This is a genomic window from Streptomyces hyderabadensis (genome assembly GCF_020404845.1).
Lineage (GTDB): Bacteria > Actinomycetota > Actinomycetes > Streptomycetales > Streptomycetaceae > Streptomyces > Streptomyces hyderabadensis.
In genome coordinates, this window is record NZ_JAIOJZ010000095.1 from 1 (window position 1) to 16,903 (window position 16,903).

Genomic DNA, 16,903 nt, shown 5'->3' on the forward strand with positions numbered 1-16,903 from the left:
GCGTCGTCCTGACCACCTCGGTCGCCAACGTCATCGGCCTGGCCGACACCAGTGTCTACGCGGCCGGGAAGGCGGCGCTGCGTTCCATGGCCCGCAGCTTCTCGCGGGAACTGCTGCCCCGGGGCATCCGGGTCAACGCGGTCAGCCCGGGTCCCGTCGACACGGGAGCCCTGGACGCGACGATGACCGCCGAGGAGGCCGAGCGGTTCAAGGCGGAACGGGTCGCGGACAACCCCATGCGGCGCTTCGGCACCCCCGAGGAGGTCGCCCGGGCCGCCGCCTTCCTCGCCTTCGACGCCACCTACACGACCGGCGCCGAGCTGGCCGTGGACGGCGGCGTCACCCAGCTCTGAGCGAACCGGTACCAGGTCTCCTGCCGCAGGAACTCCAGCAGCGCCGTCTCCGCCGCGCCCGCGCCGGGCCGGACCGCGGCGACGACGGGCTGGGACACGGCCGGGGACACCGGGCGCACCAGGTGCTCGTGCCCCGGCGGCACCGCGGAGGCCGGCACGAACGTCACCCCGAGGCCGTGGGCGGCCCAGCGCACCGCCGTCGCGGTCTGGGAGACCCGGGCGACGGTGGTCGGGGCGAGCCCGTTCTCCCGCAGCACGTCCACCAGTACGCCGTCCAGCGCGCTGGCGGGGTCGAACCGCACCCACGGCTCCCGCTCCAGGTCCCGCAGCGCGACCCGGTCGGCGGCGAGCTGCGGGTGCCCGACCGGCAGCACCACGACGAACTCCTCGTCGCCCAGGTGGTGGCCGTCGTACAGGCCCTCCTCGCACGGTCCGGCCATGATGGCGAGGTCCAGCACGCCGCCGCGGGCCAGCCGCTCCAGCTCGGTGGGGTTCGGCTCCTCGAAGACGGTGACCTCCAGGCGCGGGAAGCGGCGGCGCAGCGCGCTCAGGGCGCCCGGCAGCTGCCGCGTGCCCAGGCCCATCTGCACCGCGACCACCAGCTCGCCGGACAGCTCCTCGGCGCCGGCCCGCGCCGTCGCCCGTGCCCGGCGCGCCGCGTTCACCGCGACCTCCGCCTCCCGCAGGAAGGCCCGCCCGGCCACGGTGGGCACCAGACCGGTCGGGGTGCGGGAGAACAACTCCACGCCGAGGTCCCGCTCCAGGCCGCGGATCTGCTGGGACACCGAGGGCTGGGCGACGCGCAGCGCCTCGGCCGCGGCCGTCACCGAGCCCTCCTCGGCGACGGCCAGGGCGTACTCGAACTGCCTCAGGCTCATCGGCTCCCGTCCCGTCCCGTGTCGCCTCGTCCGTGCTCTCGGCGCAAGCGTAGGCGAGCGCGGGAGGGACGGTCGCCGGGCGACCGGGAGCAGGCCCCCGCCCGGAGGACTCCGAAGGACGACGCCGCTAGGACGTCACCGTTTCCACCCGCACCGCGCACACCTTGAACTCCGGCATCCGCGAGGTCGGGTCCAGGGCCGGGTTGGTCAGTGTGTTGGCGCGGCCCGCGCCCGGCCAGTGGAAGGGCATGAACACGGTGTCGGGCCTGATGCCGGTGGTGATGCGGGCCGGTGCCACCGCCCGCCCGCGCCGGGACACGACCGCCAGCGGGTCGCCCTCGGCCGCCCCCAGCCGCGCCGCGAGCCGCGGGTGCAGCTCCACGAACGGGCCCGGCGCGGCGGCGTTCAGCTCCGCCACCCGCCGGGTCTGCGCCCCGGACTGGTACTGAGCCACGACCCGGCCGGTGGTCAGCAGCACGGGGTACTCCGCGTCCGGTTCCTCGGCGCTCGGCCGGTGCGCCACGGGCGCGAAGCGGGCCCGGCCGTCGTCGGTGGCGAAGCGGTCGAGGAAGAGGCGCGGGGTGCCGGGGTGGGGCACCGTGCTGGTGCTGGTGCTGGTGCTGGTGCTGGTGCTGGTGCTGGTGCCGGTGTCGGCGGGCGGTGCCGGGCAGGGCCAGAAGACGCCGTCCTCCTCCGCCAGGCGCCGGTAGTCGATCCCGGAGTAGTCCGCCGGGCCGCCCGCGCTGGCCCGGCGCAGCTCCTCGAAGACCTCCTCGGGGTCGGTCGGGAACCCCTTCTCGACGCCGAGCCGCCCCGCCAGCCCGTGCAGCACCTCCAGGTCGCCGCGGACCCCCTCCGGCGCGGTGACCGCGCGCCGCCGCAGCAGCACCCGCCCCTCCAGGTTCGTCGTGGTCCCCGTCTCCTCCGCCCACTGGGTCACCGGCAGCACCACGTCCGCCAGTTCCGCCGTCTCGGAGAGCACCACGTCGCACACGGCCAGGAAGTCCAGCGACCGCAGCCGCTCCTCGACGTGCGCGGCGCGGGGCGCCGACACCACCGGGTTGGAGCCCATCACCAGCAGCGACCTGACGTCCGTGCCCAGCGCGTCCAGCAGCTCGTACGCGCTGCGCCCCGGCCCCGGCAGCGTGTCGGGGTCCACGCCCCACACCTCGGCGACGTGCCGCCGCGCCGCCGGGTCGGTCAGCCTGCGGTAGCCCGGCAACTGGTCGGCCTTCTGCCCGTGCTCGCGCCCGCCCTGCCCGTTGCCCTGCCCGGTCAGACAGCCGTACCCGGACCGCGGCCGCCCGGCCCGCCCGGTCGCCAGGCACAGGTTGATCCACGCGCCCACCGTGTCCGTGCCCTTGGCCTGCTGCTCGGGCCCGCGCGCGGTCAGCACCATTGCGGCGTCCGGCGTGCAGAACAGCCGTACCGCCTCCCGCAGTTCGGGAACGGACACCCCCGTGATCCGCTCCACGTACTCCGGCCAGTGCGCCATCGCCGCCGCCCGCGCCTCCTCCCAGCCCGAGGTGCGCTCCTCGACGTAGGCCTCGTCGACCCGCCCCTCGGCGACGACCAGGTGCAGCATGCCCAGCGCCAGCGCGAGGTCGGTCCCGGGCCGGGGCGCCAGGTGGAGGTCGGCCTGCTCGGCGGTCCTGGTCCGGCGCGGGTCGACGACGATCAGCGTGCCGCCGTTCTCCCGCAGCTCGGTGAAGTACCGCAGGGACGGCGGCATCGTCTCCGCCGGGTTCGAGCCGACGAGGATGACGCACCCGGTCCGCGGAATGTCCTCCAGCGGGAACGGCAGCCCCCGGTCCAGCCCGAAGGCCCTGGTCCCGGCCGCCGCCGCCGACGACATGCAGAACCGCCCGTTGTAGTCGATCTGCGAGGTGCCGAGCACCACCCGGGCGAACTTGCCCAGCGCGTACGCCTTCTCGTTGGTCAGCCCGCCCCCGCCGAACACCCCGAGCGCGTCCGCGCCGTACTCGGCCCGGGTGCGCTCCAGGTTCCCGGCGATCCGGTCCAGCGCCTCGTCCCACCCGGCCGGCACCAGCCCGCCGTCGCCCGACCGCACCAACGGCGAGGTCAGCCGCGCCCCCGGCGCCAGCACCGCGGCCGCCGTACGCCCCTTGCCGCACAGCGCACCCCGGTTCACCGGGAAGTCCGCCCGCTCGGACACCTCGACGGTCCCGCCGTCGACGCGCGTCAGGTTCATCCCGCACTGCAGGGCGCAGTACGGGCAGTGCGTGGGCGTGGCGGCGGTGTCCGGTGCGGCGGGGCGGTGCGGGCCGGTGTTCTGCATGCCGCCCAGCCTGCGGCTTCCGTGTTACGCCGCCGGTCGGCGCTCTGTTACACGGCGGGGACGGCGACCTCCCCGCCCGCGCCGGGCCGCGGTGAGGTGAGGTGAGGTGGGGCCCGGCAGCACCGGGTCTCAGCCGCCTCAGGGGGAGCGGTGGGGCGGGCCGACCAGGCCGGCGGGGGTCGCCGAGCCCGAGAGGTACCGGTCGAGCATCTCGCGGCGCTGAGCGATCTGCTGTTCCTGGCGGGCGAGTTCGTCACGGACCTGCCGGACGCGGGCCAGGAGCTGTGCGCAGTCGCCCGCGGGCGGTGTCGGTGCGGTGCAGGGAAGGATGTCCCGGATGATCTGGGAGGACAGTCCCGCGCGGTAGAGGTCCTGGATGAAGGCGACCTGGCGTACGGCTTCCTCACCGTACTCCCGGTATCCGTTGGAGCGGCGGCGGCTGGAGAGCAGCCCTTGTTCCTCGTAGTACCGAAGCGAACGGGTGCTGGTCCCGGTGGCCCTGCTCAGTTCTCCTATGCGCATGACGCCTCCTCCACCGGTCCACGCTTGACATTCACGTCAATGTCAGAGTTTACCGTTCCGGGCATGAAGACGAACCAACAGACGAACCGGCGAACCGCGGTCGTGACCGGGGCCGCGACAGGCATCGGGGCCGCGATCACCGAGCGGCTGGCGGGGCAGGGCACGCACCTGGTCCTGGTCGCGCGGGACGGCGCACGCCTGGAGGCGGAGGCCGAGCGGCTGCGCGCCGAGCACGGGGTCCAGGTGTCGACGCTCGCGCTGGACCTGTCGCACCGGGGTGCCCCTTCCCGGCTGGCCGAGTGGCTGGCTGATGCGGGAATCGAGGCCGACGTGCTGGTCAACAATGCCGGCGTCAGCCTGCTGGGGCCGGTCGCCGACACCGATGCCGCGCGGGTGCGTGGCCTGGTCGACCTCAATGCCGGCGCGGTGGCGGAGCTGACGGCGCTCTTGCTGCCCCCCATGGTCGCGCGGAAGACGGGTGCGATCGTCAACATCGCGAGCACCGGTGCGTACGCGCCCGCTCCGTACGTGGCCGCCTACGCGGCCTCCAAGGCGTTCGTGCTGTCCTTCACCCAGGCGGTGTGGGCCGAGACGAGGGCGACGGGGGTGCGGGTCGTGGCGGTCAGCCCCGGTCCGACCGAGACCGCGATGAACACACGGCGCATGCCGGGCAAGCGCGCCCCCGATGCCGTCGCGGACACCGTCATGTCCGCCTTGCGCGGCCGGGGCCCGGCGATCGTGGACGGCCGTCTCAACGCTTTCCAGACCTTCGTCTTCGGTCGCCTGCTGCCCGCGTCGGCGGCTGCCCGGATCGCGGAACGGTCCCTGCGCAAGGCGGCGCTCCGGAACTGACATTGCGCGCCGGCTCTGGTGCCGGGACGCTCCGTCGCCAAGCCTGCCCCGGTGACACCCGTCGTGCCTCGGCTCATGACGGGGGCGTCATCCGGCGTCGGCCAGGGCCCGCGCCACCCCCGGCTCCCTCGGGCCGAGGAAGTGCGGGTCCGGCTCGAAGACCGCGTCCAGCGCCGCCTTGCCCGCCGCGAGGATCTCCCGGGCGCCCCCGTAGTACCAGGTCACGTCGTGCTCGTCGGCGACGCCGACGCCGTACGACGCCACCCCCGCCTGCTGGCACAGGGCGACCGCCCGCCGGATGTGGAAGCCCTGGCTGATCAGCACCGCCCGGTCGACGCCGAAGATCTTCTTCGCCCGGACGCAGGAGTCCCAGGTGTCGAAGCCGGCGTAGTCGCCGACGATCCGCCCGTCGGGGACGCCGTGCCGGACCAGGTAGGCGCGCATGGCGTCCGGCTCGTCGTACTCCTCGCGGCTGTTGTCCCCGGTCACCAGCACCACCTCGATCCGTCCCGCCCGGTAGAGCTGGGCCGCCGCGTCCAGCCGGTGCGCGAGGTACGGCGACGGCTCCCCGTCCCACAGTCCGGCCCCGAACACGACGGCGACCTCGGTGCGCGGCACGTCGGCGACGGTACGCAGCCGGTCGTCCGTCACGAGACGCAGCCACGCGCTCGGCAGCAGCGCCAGCACGCACCCGGCCACCACCACCCGCACCAGCCGTCGCCGCCCCTTGCGGGTGCGCGGAAGACGCGGTCTGCGAAGCCTCGGGCGGCGCATCGGACGGTCCCCTCCCCGGTCGGTCCCTGCCACCAGGGACGCCCGCGGCGGCCGTCCGGTTCACCCGGCCGCGCTCACACGGCGGGGGCGGCGCCGTGTGAACCGACGGAAAACCCCCGTGACACCCGTGCAACGGGGAGGCAATCTCCGGCGGCCACCCTCGACGCATGACGGCGACGACACTGACCAGCAACAGGGCCGCGGCGGCCACCGGCGGCACCCCCGCCCTGGTCGTCGTCGCCCACGGCAGCCGCGACCCGCGCGCACTGAGCACCGTACGGGCCCTCCTGGCCCGGGTCCGCGCCCTGCGCCCCGCGCTGCCGGTGCACCTGGGCCACATCGAGCTGAACGAGCCCCTGCTGCCGGACACGCTCGCCGCCCTCGGCGACGGGGCCGCGGTCCTCGTCCCGCTCCTGCTCAGCCGCGGTTACCACGTCAAGCGGGACATCCCGGAGATGGCCGCGGTCTCCCCGGCCCGCACCCGCGTGGCCGGCCCGCTCGGCCCGCACCCCCTCCTGGTGGACGCCCTGCACGCCCGCCTCACCGAGGCCGGCTGGCCCGCCCAGGCGGGCCCGGACCACGCCGTCGTCCTCGCCTCGGCGGGCTCCCGGGACCCAATGTCCCGCGCGGACACGGCCCGCACCGCGGCCGACCTCTCGGCCCGCCTCGGTGTCCCGGTCCTGCCGGCATACGCCTCGGCGGCGACCCCGACGGTCCCGGAGGCCGTGCGCGCGCTGACCGCCCGTGGCTACCGCAGGGTGGCCGTCGCCTCGAACTTCACGGCCCCGGGCCGCTTCGCGACCCAGAGCGCGGCCCAGGCCCCATGGATCACGTCGGCGCCACTGGGCACCCACCCGTCGATGGCCCACCTACTGCTGCACCGCTACGACGAAACGCTGACGACGGACGGCGCCATGAAACGCAGGGCGCTGGCAACCCCCTAGGGGCGCGGGGAACTGCGCGACAAGCCACGGACAGCCCGCGGCCGCACGACTACCGAACCCGGCAGACGAGTAGGCCCCCAACTGTCACACCTTCCCCTTACTGTTCATGACATGGAAGGCACCCGCACCGCACCCCCCTACGACCCGGCGTCAGCCGCCCGCTACGCCCCCGAACCCGACAAACGCCCCGGCCGCACCGCCTTCCAGCGCGACCGCGCCCGCATCCTGCACTCCGCCGCGCTGCGCCGCCTCGCCGGGAAGACGCAGGTCGTCGCGCCGGGGGAGGGCAGCCCCGTCTGGGACGCCAGCCCCCGCACCCGCCTCACCCACTCCCTGGAGTGCGCCCAGGTCGGCCGGGAGCTGGGCGCCGCCCTCGGCTGCGACCCCGACCTCGTCGAGGCGGCCTGCCTCGCCCACGACCTGGGCCACCCGCCCTTCGGGCACAACGGCGAACAGGCCCTCAACGCCTTCGCCGAGGACTGCGGCGGCTTCGAGGGCAACGCCCAGTCGCTCCGGCTCCTCACCCGCATCGAGCCCAAGCGGTTCACCGAGGACGGCCCCGTCGGCCTCAACCTCACCCGCGCCACCCTCGACGCGGCCACCAAGTACCCCTGGCCGCGCGGCGCCCACCCCACCGACCCGGCCTCGCCCAAGTTCGGCGTGTACGACGACGACCGGCCCGTCTTCGCCTGGCTGCGCCAGGACGCCCCCGGCGCCCGCACCTGCTTCGAGGCCCAGGTCATGGACTGGGCCGACGACGTGGCGTACTCGGTGCACGACGTCGAGGACGGCCTGCACGCCGGTCACATCGACCCGAACTGCCTGCTCGCCGACCCCGAGCGCGAGGCGGTCTTCGACGCTGCCGTCGGACGCTACGTCCCGGCCGGCACCGACCACGCCGAACTCGCCGCCGCCCTCGACCGGCTCCTCGCCCAGGACTGGTGGCCGCACGGATACGACGGCTCGGCCGTCGCCCAGGCCCGGCTGAAGGACGCCACCAGCCAGCTGATCGGCCGCTTCTGCCTGGCCGCCGAGGCCGCCACCCGGGCCGCGTACGGCGGCGGCCGGCTCACCCGGTACACCGCCGAGCTGGTCGTGCCCCGCGAGACCCGCCTGGAGTGCGCCGTCCTCAAGGCGGTCGCCGTCCGGTACGTCATGCAGCGCACCGAGCAGGAGCGGCTCCGCGCCGACCAACGGATCGTCGTCGCGGAGCTGGCCGAGGCGCTGACCGCCCGCGCGCCCGACGGGCTCGACCCCCAGTTCCGCGCCCTGTTCGACACGGCCGCCGACGACCGGGCCCGCAAACGGGTGATCGTCGACCAGATCGCCTCCCTCACCGACACCTCGGCCCGCTCGCTTCACGCCCGCCTGACGGGGCATCCATGAGACTGGCGGCGGGACGGGTGCGACCCGGCGGCGCCCCGATCGCCCGAAAGGCGGTACGACACGGCGATCGGACGGTCGGAACACGGCAGGTCGTGGCCTGATCGGGTCGTTCCCCCTTCCCGCACCACGCCGCGTGCGGGACGCTCGCATGTGGCGGCACCCTGACGAGGAGGCAAACAAGTGGTCGACGCGGATCAGACATTCGTCATCGTCGGAGGCGGCCTGGCGGGCGCGAAGGCGGCCGAGACACTCCGCACGGAGGGCTTCACCGGCCGGGTGATCCTCGTCTGCGACGAACGCGACCACCCCTACGAGCGTCCGCCGCTGTCCAAGGGCTACCTCCTCGGCAAGGAGGAGCGCGACAGCGTCTTCGTGCACGAGCCCGCCTGGTACGCCCAGCACGACATCGAGCTGCACCTCGGCCAGACCGTCGTCGCGATCGACCGCGCCGCGAAGACCGTGCACTACGGCGACGACGGCACCCACGTCAGGTACGACAAGCTGCTCCTGGCGACCGGCGCCGAGCCGCGCCGCCTGGACGTCCCCGGCACCGACCTCGCGGGCGTCCACCACCTGCGCCGCCTGGCCCACGCCGAGCGCCTCAAGGGCGTCCTCGCCTCCCTCGGCCGGGACAACGGGCACCTGGTGATCGCCGGGGCGGGCTGGATCGGCCTGGAGGTCGCCGCCGCGGCCCGCGAGTACGGGGCGGAGGTCACCGTCATCGAGCCGTCCCCGACCCCGCTGCACGGCGTCCTCGGTCCCGAGCTGGGCTCGGTCTTCGCCGAACTGCACGAGGCGCACGGCGTCCGCTTCCGCTTCGGCGTGCGGCTGACCGAGATCGTCGGCCAGGACGGCATGGTGCTGGCCGCCCGCACCGACGACGGCGAGGAGCACCCCGCGCACGACGTGCTCGCCGCGATCGGCGCCGCACCGCGCACCGCGCTCGCCCAGGCCGCCGGGCTGGAGATCGCCGACCGGGCGCACGGCGGCGGCATCGTCGTCGACGACCACCTGCGCACCTGTGACCCCGACGTCTTCGCGGCGGGCGACGTGGCCTCCTTCCACCACGCCCTCTTCGACACCAGCCTGCGCGTGGAGCACTGGGCCAACGCCCTGAACGGCGGGCCGGCCGCGGCCCGCGCGATGCTTGGCAAGGGCCTCGCCCACGACCGCGTGCCCTACTTCTTCACCGACCAGTACGACCTGGGCATGGAGTACTCCGGCTGGGCGCCGGCCGGCTCGTACGACCAGGTGGTGATCCGCGGCGACGCGGCGAAGCGCGAGTTCATCGCCTTCTGGGTGAAGGACGGCCGGGTGCTGGCCGGGATGAACGTCAACGTGTGGGACGTCACGGAGCCGATCCAGCAGCTGATCCGCTCGAAGACGCAGGTGGACACGGAGGCGCTGGCGAACCCGCACGTATCCCTCGAAAGCCTCGTCGCATAGCTGTCAGTCCACCGCCGTAGACTTCAGGGCGTGGCAGGACGGATCAACGACGAGGACGTGAAGGCGGTACGGGACGCGGTCCCGATCGACGCCGTCGTCTCGGAGTACCTCCAGCTGCGCAACGCGGGCGGCGGCAACCTGAAGGGGCTGTGCCCGTTCCACGACGAGAAGTCGCCGTCCTTCCAGGTCAGTCCGAGCAAGGGGTTCTTCCACTGCTTCGGCTGCCAGGAGGGCGGCGACACCATCACGTTCGTGATGAAGATCGACCACCTCACCTTCTCGGAGGCGGTCGAGCGCCTGGCCGGCCAGGCCGGCATCACCCTGCGCTACGAGGAGGGCGGGTACAACCCCTCCCACCAGCGCGGTGAGCGCATCCGCCTGGTCGAGGCCCACAAGATCGCCGCCCAGTGGTACGCGGAACAGCTCGCCACCGGCCCGGAGGCGGACACCGGCCGCGCCTTCCTCGCCGAGCGCGGCTTCGACCAGGCCGCCGCCGAGCACTTCGGCGTCGGCTACAGCCCCCAGGGCTGGGACCACCTCACCCGCTACCTGCGCGGCAAGGGCTTCAGCGACAAGGAGCTGCTGCTCTCCGGCCTCTCCCAGGAAGGCCGCCGGGGCCCGATCGACCGCTTCCGCGGCCGGCTGATGTGGCCCATCCGCGACATCGGCGGCGACGTCGTCGGCTTCGGCGCCCGCAAGCTCTACGAAGCGGACAACGGCCCGAAGTACCTGAACACCCCCGAGACGGCCATCTACAAGAAGTCGCAGGTCCTCTACGGCATCGACCTCGCCAAGAAGGACATCGCGAAGGCGTCCCGCGCCGTCGTCGTCGAGGGCTACACCGACGTCATGGCCTGCCACCTCGCGGGCGTCACGACGGCCATCGCCACCTGCGGCACCGCCTTCGGCGGCGACCACATCAAGATCCTGCGCCGTCTCCTCATGGACAACGGCTCCGCCCGCGTGATCTTCACCTTCGACGGCGACGCGGCCGGCCAGAAGGCCGCCCTGCGCGCCTTCGAGGACGACCAGAAGTTCGCCGCCGAGACCTACATCGCCATCGCCCCCGACGGCATGGACCCCTGCGACCTGCGCCTGGCCAAGGGCGACGAAGCGGTCGCCGACCTGGTCGAGCCGCGCACCCCGCTCTTCGAGTTCGCGCTGCGCCAGATCGTCTCCCGCTACGACCTGGACACCCCGGCCGGCCGCGCCGCGGCCCTCGACGAGGCCGCCCCGGTCGTCGCCCGGATCAAGAACAGCGGCGCCCAGCACGAGGTCGCCGTGCAGCTCGCCGGGATGCTCGGCATCCTCGACACCCAGTTCGTGGTCCGGCGGATCTCCCAGCTGGCCCGCTGGGCCCGCGACCGCGGCGGCAAGGGCCCCGCCCCCGACCAGCGCCGGCGCGACGGCGCCCCGCAGCAGCAGGCCGGGCCCATGACGGCCACCCCCCGGGGCCCGGCCCTCAACCTCCGCAACCCGGTCTTCGCCACCGAGCGCGAGCTGCTCAAGCTGGCCCTCCAGCGCCCGGAGCTGGTCTCCCCGGCCTTCGACGCGTACGGCGTCGACGAGTTCACCGCCCCGCCCTACGCCGCCGTACGCGAGGCGATCATGGAGGCGGGCGGCGCCGAGTTCGGCGTCCAGGACCCGCAGGACTACCTGGTCCGGGTCCGCGAGGCCGCCCCCGACGACACCGTCCGCGCCATGGTCACCGAGCTGGCGGTCGAGGCGATCCTGCTGCACCGCGGCGTGAAGGACGTCGACGAGGTCTACGCGGGCGCCCAGCTCGTCACGGTCCGCCGCCGGGCGGTCGAGCGCCGCATCCGCGACATCACCGGCCGCCTCACCCGCCTCTCCGGCCACGGCGACCCCGCCGAACTGGCCGCCGTCCAGAACGAGCTGTGGATCCTCCAGCAGTACGACCAGAACCTGCGCGAACACGGCGCCGCCGCGCTGTGAGACGCTGCGGCGGGATCAGCCGCCGGCCCGGGCGAACGCCGGCGTCACCGCCCGCACCAGCCGCTCGGCGAACTCGTCCTCGCGGTCCCGGAACTGCGGGTACTCGGTGACGAAGTGGTTCCACTCCACGTACCCGGCCGCCTCCACCACGTCCTCCAGAAGGATGTGCTCGCGGGGGTACGGCCACTCGCCCGACAGCCGGAACACCTCGTGCAGCAGGTCACGGTTGAGCGGATGCCGCTCGGCCAGCAACACGGCGTCGTACAGGTCCTTGCCCTGCCCGTGCATGTCGTTGATCAGCCACATCAGCTTCCAGGCGAGCGACAGCCCCGGCGTCGCGGCGTACAGCATCGCCCCGCCCGGCAGCTCCACCGGCTCGGGCTGCTCCGGAAGCCGCTCGTTGAAGACGAAGTCGAGCTGGACGTGCCCGCCCGGCAGCCCCGGCGACGCCCACGGCAGCACCATGCGCAGTCCCGGCACCCGGTCGTACGTCCAGATGTCCTCGACCACCGCGCCCCGGGCCGAGATGCCGACCGGCACGCGGTCGGAGCCGGCCTCCGCCTCGGCCTGTCCGTCGGCACCCGCTCGGGCGGCCGCCTCGGCGAGCGCCGCCAGCATCCGCCCGGTGCGGCCGTCGTCGATCCGCCAGGAACGGGGGACCACCACGAAATCCAGGTCGCCGGGCTCCCGGGCCTCCTCGCCGAACCACGTCGACATCAGCACGCTGCCGCGCAGCACCAGCGAGTCCACCCACTCCGAGTCCGCGACGGCGGTCAGCACCAGATCCAGGGCCCGCCGCCGGGCCGCCCGCCACGCGGCCCCTCGCGCCGGGTCCGTGAAGCTGGGATCCGTGGCCCGGTAGGCGTTGCGGTGCTGCTTCAGCGCCGGGTCGAACACCGGCCGCTGCGTCACGTCGTCCCCCGGTACCGGCCGCAGCGTCCTGGGCAGCTGCTCGGCCCGCCGGGTCTCCTCGTCCAGGGGCTCCCTCGGAATCCGGTCGTTCGCCCAGCCGAAGCCCTGCCACGCCTGCCCGCTCATCGCCGTACCCCCTCCGTTCGCTCCGCCGGCCGGCCTTCGTCCAGCCAGCCCTCGTCCACCGTCACGTCGCTGTCGTACAGGACGAACTCCCGCTCCACCTCCAGCACCCGCAGCGGCGCCAGCGCGGCCAGCAGCCCGTCCAGCGCGCGACCCGCCCCCTCGGCGTCCACCCCGTGGCAGCGCTGGGTGACGAACCGCTCGTGGGACGCGTCGTCGCGCACCCGCCGGGCGTTCCAGGACAGATGGGCGCCGTGCGGCACCACCCGCTCCGCCAACGCCGTCGTGTCCGTGCCGGCGTCCAGCAGCAGTTTGACGTGGTGCTCGAAGTACCGGCCGGCCCCACACGGACGGCGCGGCACCTCGGCGGCCCACGGCGAGGACTCGATCTTGACGCGCACCGGCCGGAAGCCGTCCGCCCTCAGTTGGCGCACGGTTCGTTCGGCCCGCTCCCACTCCTGTGCGTACGTCCGCGAACCCCGCAGGGTCAGCATCGGCTGGTCCCGCATCCGGCCCCGGGCGAGCACGATGTGCGTCAGCTTCAGCCCGGCCGCGGCGGCCCACCGGCCGAGTCGTTCGGCCTCGCCGGGCTCCGGGGAGCACACCGTCACATGGGTCTCGTACTGGGAAGCGGACATCCCGGGATCGTGCCAGAGCGGGGCGCCGGCCGGCATCCGGGTTTCCCGGGAGTAACCCCTCGGTCACGGCTCGGACGCAAAAAGTCACCGCACGCCCCTCGTGGCGGCGATGTGTCGTACCCCACACTGGGGGCGGTGCCTGAGTGCACGCGTGCGAGGCGGACGGCGGCGAGCGAGCCGGCTCCGCCCCCGACGTACCGCCGCCGGCCCCCGCCGGCCGCGTCCATCCTGGAGGTCGCCCCCGTGCAGACCCAGACGCTCACCCAGAACGACACCGGCACCGGTGGCGCGGAGCCCGACGCCGAGCGCGGTGTGCTCGTCGCGATGCCCGCGCAGCCCGGTGCCGGCGCCCCCGCGGACGTCCCCGAGCCCGTGGAACCGCCGCCGCCCACCCGTACGGAGTCCGGCGGGCCCTCCTCCGACCTGTTCCGGCAGTACCTGCGCGAGATCGGGCGGATCCCGCTGCTGTCCGCGGCCGAGGAGGTCGACCTCGCCCGGCGGGTGGAGGCCGGGCTGTTCGCCGAGGAGAAGCTGCGGCGCACCCCCGACCTGGACAGCCGCCTCGCCCTCGACCTGGACCGGCTCGTCGTCATGGGCCGCCTCGCCAAGCGCCGCCTGATCGAGGCCAACCTGCGGCTCGTGGTGTCGGTGGCCAAGCGGTACGTCGGGCGCGGGCTGACCATGCTGGACCTGGTGCAGGAGGGGAACCTGGGCCTGATCCGGGCGGTCGAGAAGTTCGACTACGCCCGGGGCTACAAGTTCTCCACCTACGCCACCTGGTGGATCCGGCAGGCCATGTCCCGCGCGCTGGCCGACCAGGCCCGCACCATCCGCGTCCCCGTCCACGTCGTCGAGCTGATCAACCGGGTCGTCCGCGTCCAGCGCCGGATGCTCCAGGAACGCGGCTACGAACCGACCCCGCAGGAGGTCGCCGCCCACCTGGACCTGCCGCCCGAGCGGGTCGGCGAGGTGCTGCGCCTGGCCCAGGAACCGGTGTCCCTGTACGCCCCCGTCGGCGAGGAGGACGACGTCGCCCTCGGCGACCTGATCGAGGACGGCGACGCCGCCAGCCCCGTCGAGTCGGCCGCGTTCCTGCTGCTGCGCCAGCACCTGGACGCGGTGCTCTCCACCCTCGGCGAACGCGAGCGCAAGGTCGTCCAGCTCCGCTACGGCCTGGTCGACGGCCGCCCTCGCACCCTGGAGGAGATAGGCCGCCTCTTCGGCGTCACCCGCGAACGCATCCGCCAGATCGAGTCCAAAACCCTCAACAAACTCCGCGACCACGCCTACGCGGACCAGCTGAGGGGCTATCTGGACTGAGCGTTGTAGCCGCGGGCAATCGTGCCGCAGGGCGGCACGGGTGGGCGCGGCACCCCGACGCCGGGCAACGGCCTAACCCACCTCAGCCACCGCCTCCGCGAACTGAGCCTTGTACAGCCGCGCGTACGCACCATCCGCGGCCAGCAGCTCCGCATGCGCCCCCTGCTCCACGATCGCCCCGTCCTCCATCACCAGAATCGTGTCCGCGTCCCGGATCGTCGACAGCCGGTGCGCGATCACGAACGACGTCCGCCCGTGCGCGAGCTTCGCCATCGCCTTCTGGATCAGCACCTCCGTGCGCGTGTCCACGGACGACGTCGCCTCGTCGAGCACCAGGATCACCGGGTCGGACAGGAACGCCCGGGCGATGGTGATCAGCTGCTTCTCACCCGCGCTCACCCCCGTGCCCTCGTCGTCGATCACCGTGTCGTAGCCGTCGGGCAGCGTCCGTACGAACCGGTCGGCGTGCGCGGCCCGCGCGGCCTCCTCGATCTCGCCGCGGGTGACCTCCCGCGAGGCCCCGTACGCGATGTTCTCCGCGATGGTGCCGCCGAACAGCCAGGTGTCCTGGAGCACCATGCCGATGCCGGCCCGCAGTTCGTCCCGGGACATCTTGGCGATGTCGACGCCGTCCAGGGTGATCCGGCCGCCGGAGACCTCGTAGAACCGCATCAGCAGGTTGACCAGGGTCGTCTTGCCGGCGCCCGTCGGGCCGACGATGGCGACCGTGTGGCCGGGCTCAACCGTCAGCGACAGGTCCTCGATCAGCGGCTTCTCGGGGTCGTAGCGGAAGGACACGTGGTCCAGCTCCACCCGGCCGCGCAGGTCCTCGGGCCGGGCGCCCGGGATCGGGTCCGCCGACTGCTCCTCGGCGTCGAGCAGTTCGAAGATCCGCTCCGCCGACGCCACGCCCGACTGCACCAGGTTCGCCATCGACGCGACCTGCGTCAGCGGCATCGAGAACTGCCGGGAGTACTGGATGAAGGCCTGCACGTCGCCGATGGACAGCTGGCCCGAGGCCACTCGCAGGCCGCCGACCACCGCGACCAGCACATAGTTCAGGTTGGACACGAACATCATCAGCGGCTGCATGATCCCGCTGTTGAACTGCGCCTTGAACCCGGCCTCGTACAGCGCGTCGTTCTGCTCGGCGAACTGCTTCGCCGACTCCTCCTGGCGCCCGAACACCTTCACCAGCGCGTGTCCGGTGTACATCTCCTCGATGTGCGCGTTCAGCTGTCCCGTCGAGCGCCACTGCTGCACGAACTGCGGCTGCGACCGCTTGCCCACCCGGGTGGCCACCACGAACGACAGCGGCACGGTCACCAGCGCGACCAGCGCCAGGATCCAGGAGACGTAGAACATCATCGCCAGCACGCCGATGATGGTGAGCAGCGAGTTGATCAGCTGGCCCATCGACTGCTGGAGCGTCTGCCCGATGTTGTCGATGTCGTTGGTGGCGCGGCTGAGCACCTCGCCGCGCTGGCGCTTGTCGAAGTAGGACAGCGGCAGCCGGGACAGCTTCGTCTGCACGTCCTCGCGCAGCCGGAACATCGTCCGGTTGACCGCCCGGTTCACCAGGCGCGTGGCCACCGCCATCAGCAGTCCCGCCACCGCGAACGTCGCCAGCGCGAGCAGCAGCACCTTGCCGACCGCGCCGAAGTCGATGCCCTGGCCGGGGGTGAAGTCCGTGCTGCGGAGCATGTCGGCGACGTTGCCGTCACCGCGCTCGCGCATCGAGTCGAGGACCTGCTCCTTCGTGGCGCCGGAGGGCATGTCCCGCCCGACGATGCCGGCGAAGACCAGGTCGGTGGCCCGGCCGAGGATCTTCGGTCCGACCACGTTGAGGCCGACGCTGACGACCACGCACGCCAGCAGCGTGAACAGCGTCGCCCGCTCCGGCCGGAACTGGGCGACGAGCCGCTTGCTCGACCCCTTGAAGTCCATCGAACGCTGGTCGGGGCCGCCCCCGGCCATCATGCGACCCGCAGGCCCGGCCATCAGGCAGCCTCCGCTTCCGTCAGCTGGGAGAGCACGATCTCCCGGTAGGTCTCGTTGTCCGCCATCAGCTCGTGGTGCCGGCCCACGCCGACCACCCGCCCCTCGTCCAGCACGACGATCCGGTCCGCGTCCCGGATGGTCGCCACCCGCTGCGCCACGATCACCACGGTCGCCTCGGCGGTCTCCCGGGCCAGCTCGGCCCGCAGCGCCGCGTCGGTGGCGTAGTCGAGGGCGGAGAAGGAGTCGTCGAAGAGGTAGATCTCCGGGCGCTGGACCAGCGTCCGCGCGATGGCGAGCCGCTGGCGCTGACCGCCCGACACATTGGTGCCGCCCTGCGCGATCGGCGCGTCGAGCCCGCCCTCCAGCTCGGAGACGAAGTCCTTGGCCTGCGCCACCTTCAGCGCGTGCCACAGCTCCTCGTCGGTGGCGTCCGGATTGCCGTAGCGCAGGTTGGTCGCCACCGTGCCGGCGAAGAGGTACGGCTTCTGCGGCACCAGGC

At 73.4% G+C, this 16,903-nt stretch carries 15 protein-coding genes; 7 read left to right on the forward strand and 8 right to left on the reverse strand.

Annotated elements, in window-relative coordinates; translation table 11 throughout:
• The coding region (locus K7854_RS35960; RefSeq protein ID WP_226030761.1) for an SDR family oxidoreductase at window positions 1-353 on the forward strand (353 nt) is incomplete at its 5' end.
• Here K7854_RS35960 and K7854_RS35965 read toward each other — a convergent pair.
• The 3 genes from K7854_RS35965 to K7854_RS35975 form a co-directional block, all read right to left on the reverse strand.
• Window positions 302-1,231: a LysR family transcriptional regulator gene (locus tag K7854_RS35965; RefSeq protein ID WP_226030762.1), complete on the reverse strand. Its 930-nt coding sequence runs from the start codon at window positions 1,229-1,231 to the stop codon at window positions 302-304. The genes K7854_RS35960 and K7854_RS35965 overlap by 52 nt on opposite strands.
• Before the next feature lie 127 nt (window positions 1,232-1,358).
• Window positions 1,359-3,530 (reverse strand): molybdopterin oxidoreductase family protein, encoded by a 2,172-nt coding sequence (locus tag K7854_RS35970; protein WP_226030763.1) that lies wholly within the window; start codon window positions 3,528-3,530, stop codon window positions 1,359-1,361.
• A 138-nt stretch (window positions 3,531-3,668) separates the two neighbouring features.
• Entirely contained in the window at window positions 3,669-4,052 is a 384-nt protein-coding gene (locus K7854_RS35975; RefSeq protein WP_226030764.1) for a MerR family transcriptional regulator, read from the reverse strand.
• 63 nt (window positions 4,053-4,115) lie between these two features.
• Here K7854_RS35975 and K7854_RS35980 point away from each other — a divergent pair, with 63 nt between their 5' ends.
• A complete protein-coding gene (locus K7854_RS35980) occupies window positions 4,116-4,904 on the forward strand; it encodes an SDR family NAD(P)-dependent oxidoreductase (protein WP_226030765.1) in 789 nt (262 codons plus the stop codon).
• 87 nt (window positions 4,905-4,991) lie between these two features.
• Here the strand turns inward: K7854_RS35980 and K7854_RS35985 are convergent, their stop codons facing one another.
• Window positions 4,992-5,678, reverse strand: a complete 687-nt coding sequence (locus K7854_RS35985; protein ID WP_226030766.1) for a SanA/YdcF family protein — start codon at window positions 5,676-5,678, stop codon at window positions 4,992-4,994.
• A 167-nt stretch (window positions 5,679-5,845) separates the two neighbouring features.
• Here K7854_RS35985 and K7854_RS35990 point away from each other — a divergent pair, with 167 nt between their 5' ends.
• From K7854_RS35990 to dnaG, 4 genes are all read left to right on the forward strand, one after another.
• On the forward strand, window positions 5,846-6,622 hold the full coding sequence (locus tag K7854_RS35990; RefSeq protein ID WP_226030767.1) for a sirohydrochlorin chelatase: 777 nt from the start codon (window positions 5,846-5,848) through the stop codon (window positions 6,620-6,622).
• Between the two features lie 111 nt (window positions 6,623-6,733).
• Window positions 6,734-8,008, forward strand: a complete 1,275-nt coding sequence (locus K7854_RS35995) for a deoxyguanosinetriphosphate triphosphohydrolase (protein ID WP_226030768.1) — start codon at window positions 6,734-6,736, stop codon at window positions 8,006-8,008.
• A gap of 180 nt (window positions 8,009-8,188) precedes the next feature.
• Window positions 8,189-9,454 (forward strand): NAD(P)/FAD-dependent oxidoreductase, encoded by a 1,266-nt coding sequence (locus K7854_RS36000; protein WP_226030769.1) that lies wholly within the window; start codon window positions 8,189-8,191, stop codon window positions 9,452-9,454.
• Between the two features lie 30 nt (window positions 9,455-9,484).
• Window positions 9,485-11,410 (forward strand): DNA primase, encoded by a 1,926-nt coding sequence (gene dnaG / locus K7854_RS36005; RefSeq protein ID WP_226030770.1) that lies wholly within the window; start codon window positions 9,485-9,487, stop codon window positions 11,408-11,410.
• A 15-nt stretch (window positions 11,411-11,425) separates the two neighbouring features.
• On the opposite strand, the gene K7854_RS36010 is transcribed toward dnaG, so the two are convergent.
• Complete coding sequence (locus K7854_RS36010; protein ID WP_226030771.1) at window positions 11,426-12,448, reverse strand: nucleotidyl transferase AbiEii/AbiGii toxin family protein; 1,023 nt, start codon at window positions 12,446-12,448, stop codon at window positions 11,426-11,428.
• A complete protein-coding gene (locus tag K7854_RS36015) occupies window positions 12,445-13,083 on the reverse strand; it encodes a hypothetical protein (protein ID WP_226030772.1) in 639 nt (212 codons plus the stop codon). The genes K7854_RS36010 and K7854_RS36015 overlap by 4 nt, the downstream gene beginning before the upstream one ends.
• Before the next feature lie 243 nt (window positions 13,084-13,326).
• Between K7854_RS36015 and K7854_RS36020 the strand changes: the two genes are divergently transcribed.
• Entirely contained in the window at window positions 13,327-14,403 is a 1,077-nt protein-coding gene (locus K7854_RS36020) for an RNA polymerase sigma factor (protein ID WP_226030773.1), read from the forward strand.
• 72 nt (window positions 14,404-14,475) lie between these two features.
• Here K7854_RS36020 and K7854_RS36025 read toward each other — a convergent pair whose 3' ends face one another.
• Together K7854_RS36025 and K7854_RS36030 are read right to left on the reverse strand one after the other, a co-directional pair.
• A complete protein-coding gene (locus K7854_RS36025; protein ID WP_226030774.1) occupies window positions 14,476-16,404 on the reverse strand; it encodes an ABC transporter ATP-binding protein in 1,929 nt (642 codons plus the stop codon).
• The coding region (locus tag K7854_RS36030; protein ID WP_226030775.1) for an ATP-binding cassette domain-containing protein at window positions 16,404-16,903 on the reverse strand (500 nt) is incomplete at its 5' end. The genes K7854_RS36025 and K7854_RS36030, both read right to left, overlap by 1 nt.

Coding starts and splice junctions, on each gene's coding strand:
- K7854_RS35965 (WP_226030762.1), bottom strand. CDS start 1,231: ATGAGCCTGAGGCAGTTCGAGTACGCCCTGGCCGTCGCCGAGGAGGGC.
- K7854_RS35970 (WP_226030763.1), bottom strand. CDS start 3,530: ATGCAGAACACCGGCCCGCACCGCCCCGCCGCACCGGACACCGCCGCC.
- K7854_RS35975 (WP_226030764.1), bottom strand. CDS start 4,052: ATGCGCATAGGAGAACTGAGCAGGGCCACCGGGACCAGCACCCGTTCG.
- K7854_RS35980 (WP_226030765.1), top strand. CDS start 4,116: ATGAAGACGAACCAACAGACGAACCGGCGAACCGCGGTCGTGACCGGG.
- K7854_RS35985 (WP_226030766.1), bottom strand. CDS start 5,678: ATGCGCCGCCCGAGGCTTCGCAGACCGCGTCTTCCGCGCACCCGCAAG.
- K7854_RS35990 (WP_226030767.1), top strand. CDS start 5,846: ATGACGGCGACGACACTGACCAGCAACAGGGCCGCGGCGGCCACCGGC.
- K7854_RS35995 (WP_226030768.1), top strand. CDS start 6,734: ATGGAAGGCACCCGCACCGCACCCCCCTACGACCCGGCGTCAGCCGCC.
- K7854_RS36010 (WP_226030771.1), bottom strand. CDS start 12,448: ATGAGCGGGCAGGCGTGGCAGGGCTTCGGCTGGGCGAACGACCGGATT.
- K7854_RS36015 (WP_226030772.1), bottom strand. CDS start 13,083: ATGTCCGCTTCCCAGTACGAGACCCATGTGACGGTGTGCTCCCCGGAG.
- K7854_RS36025 (WP_226030774.1), bottom strand. CDS start 16,404: ATGGCCGGGCCTGCGGGTCGCATGATGGCCGGGGGCGGCCCCGACCAG.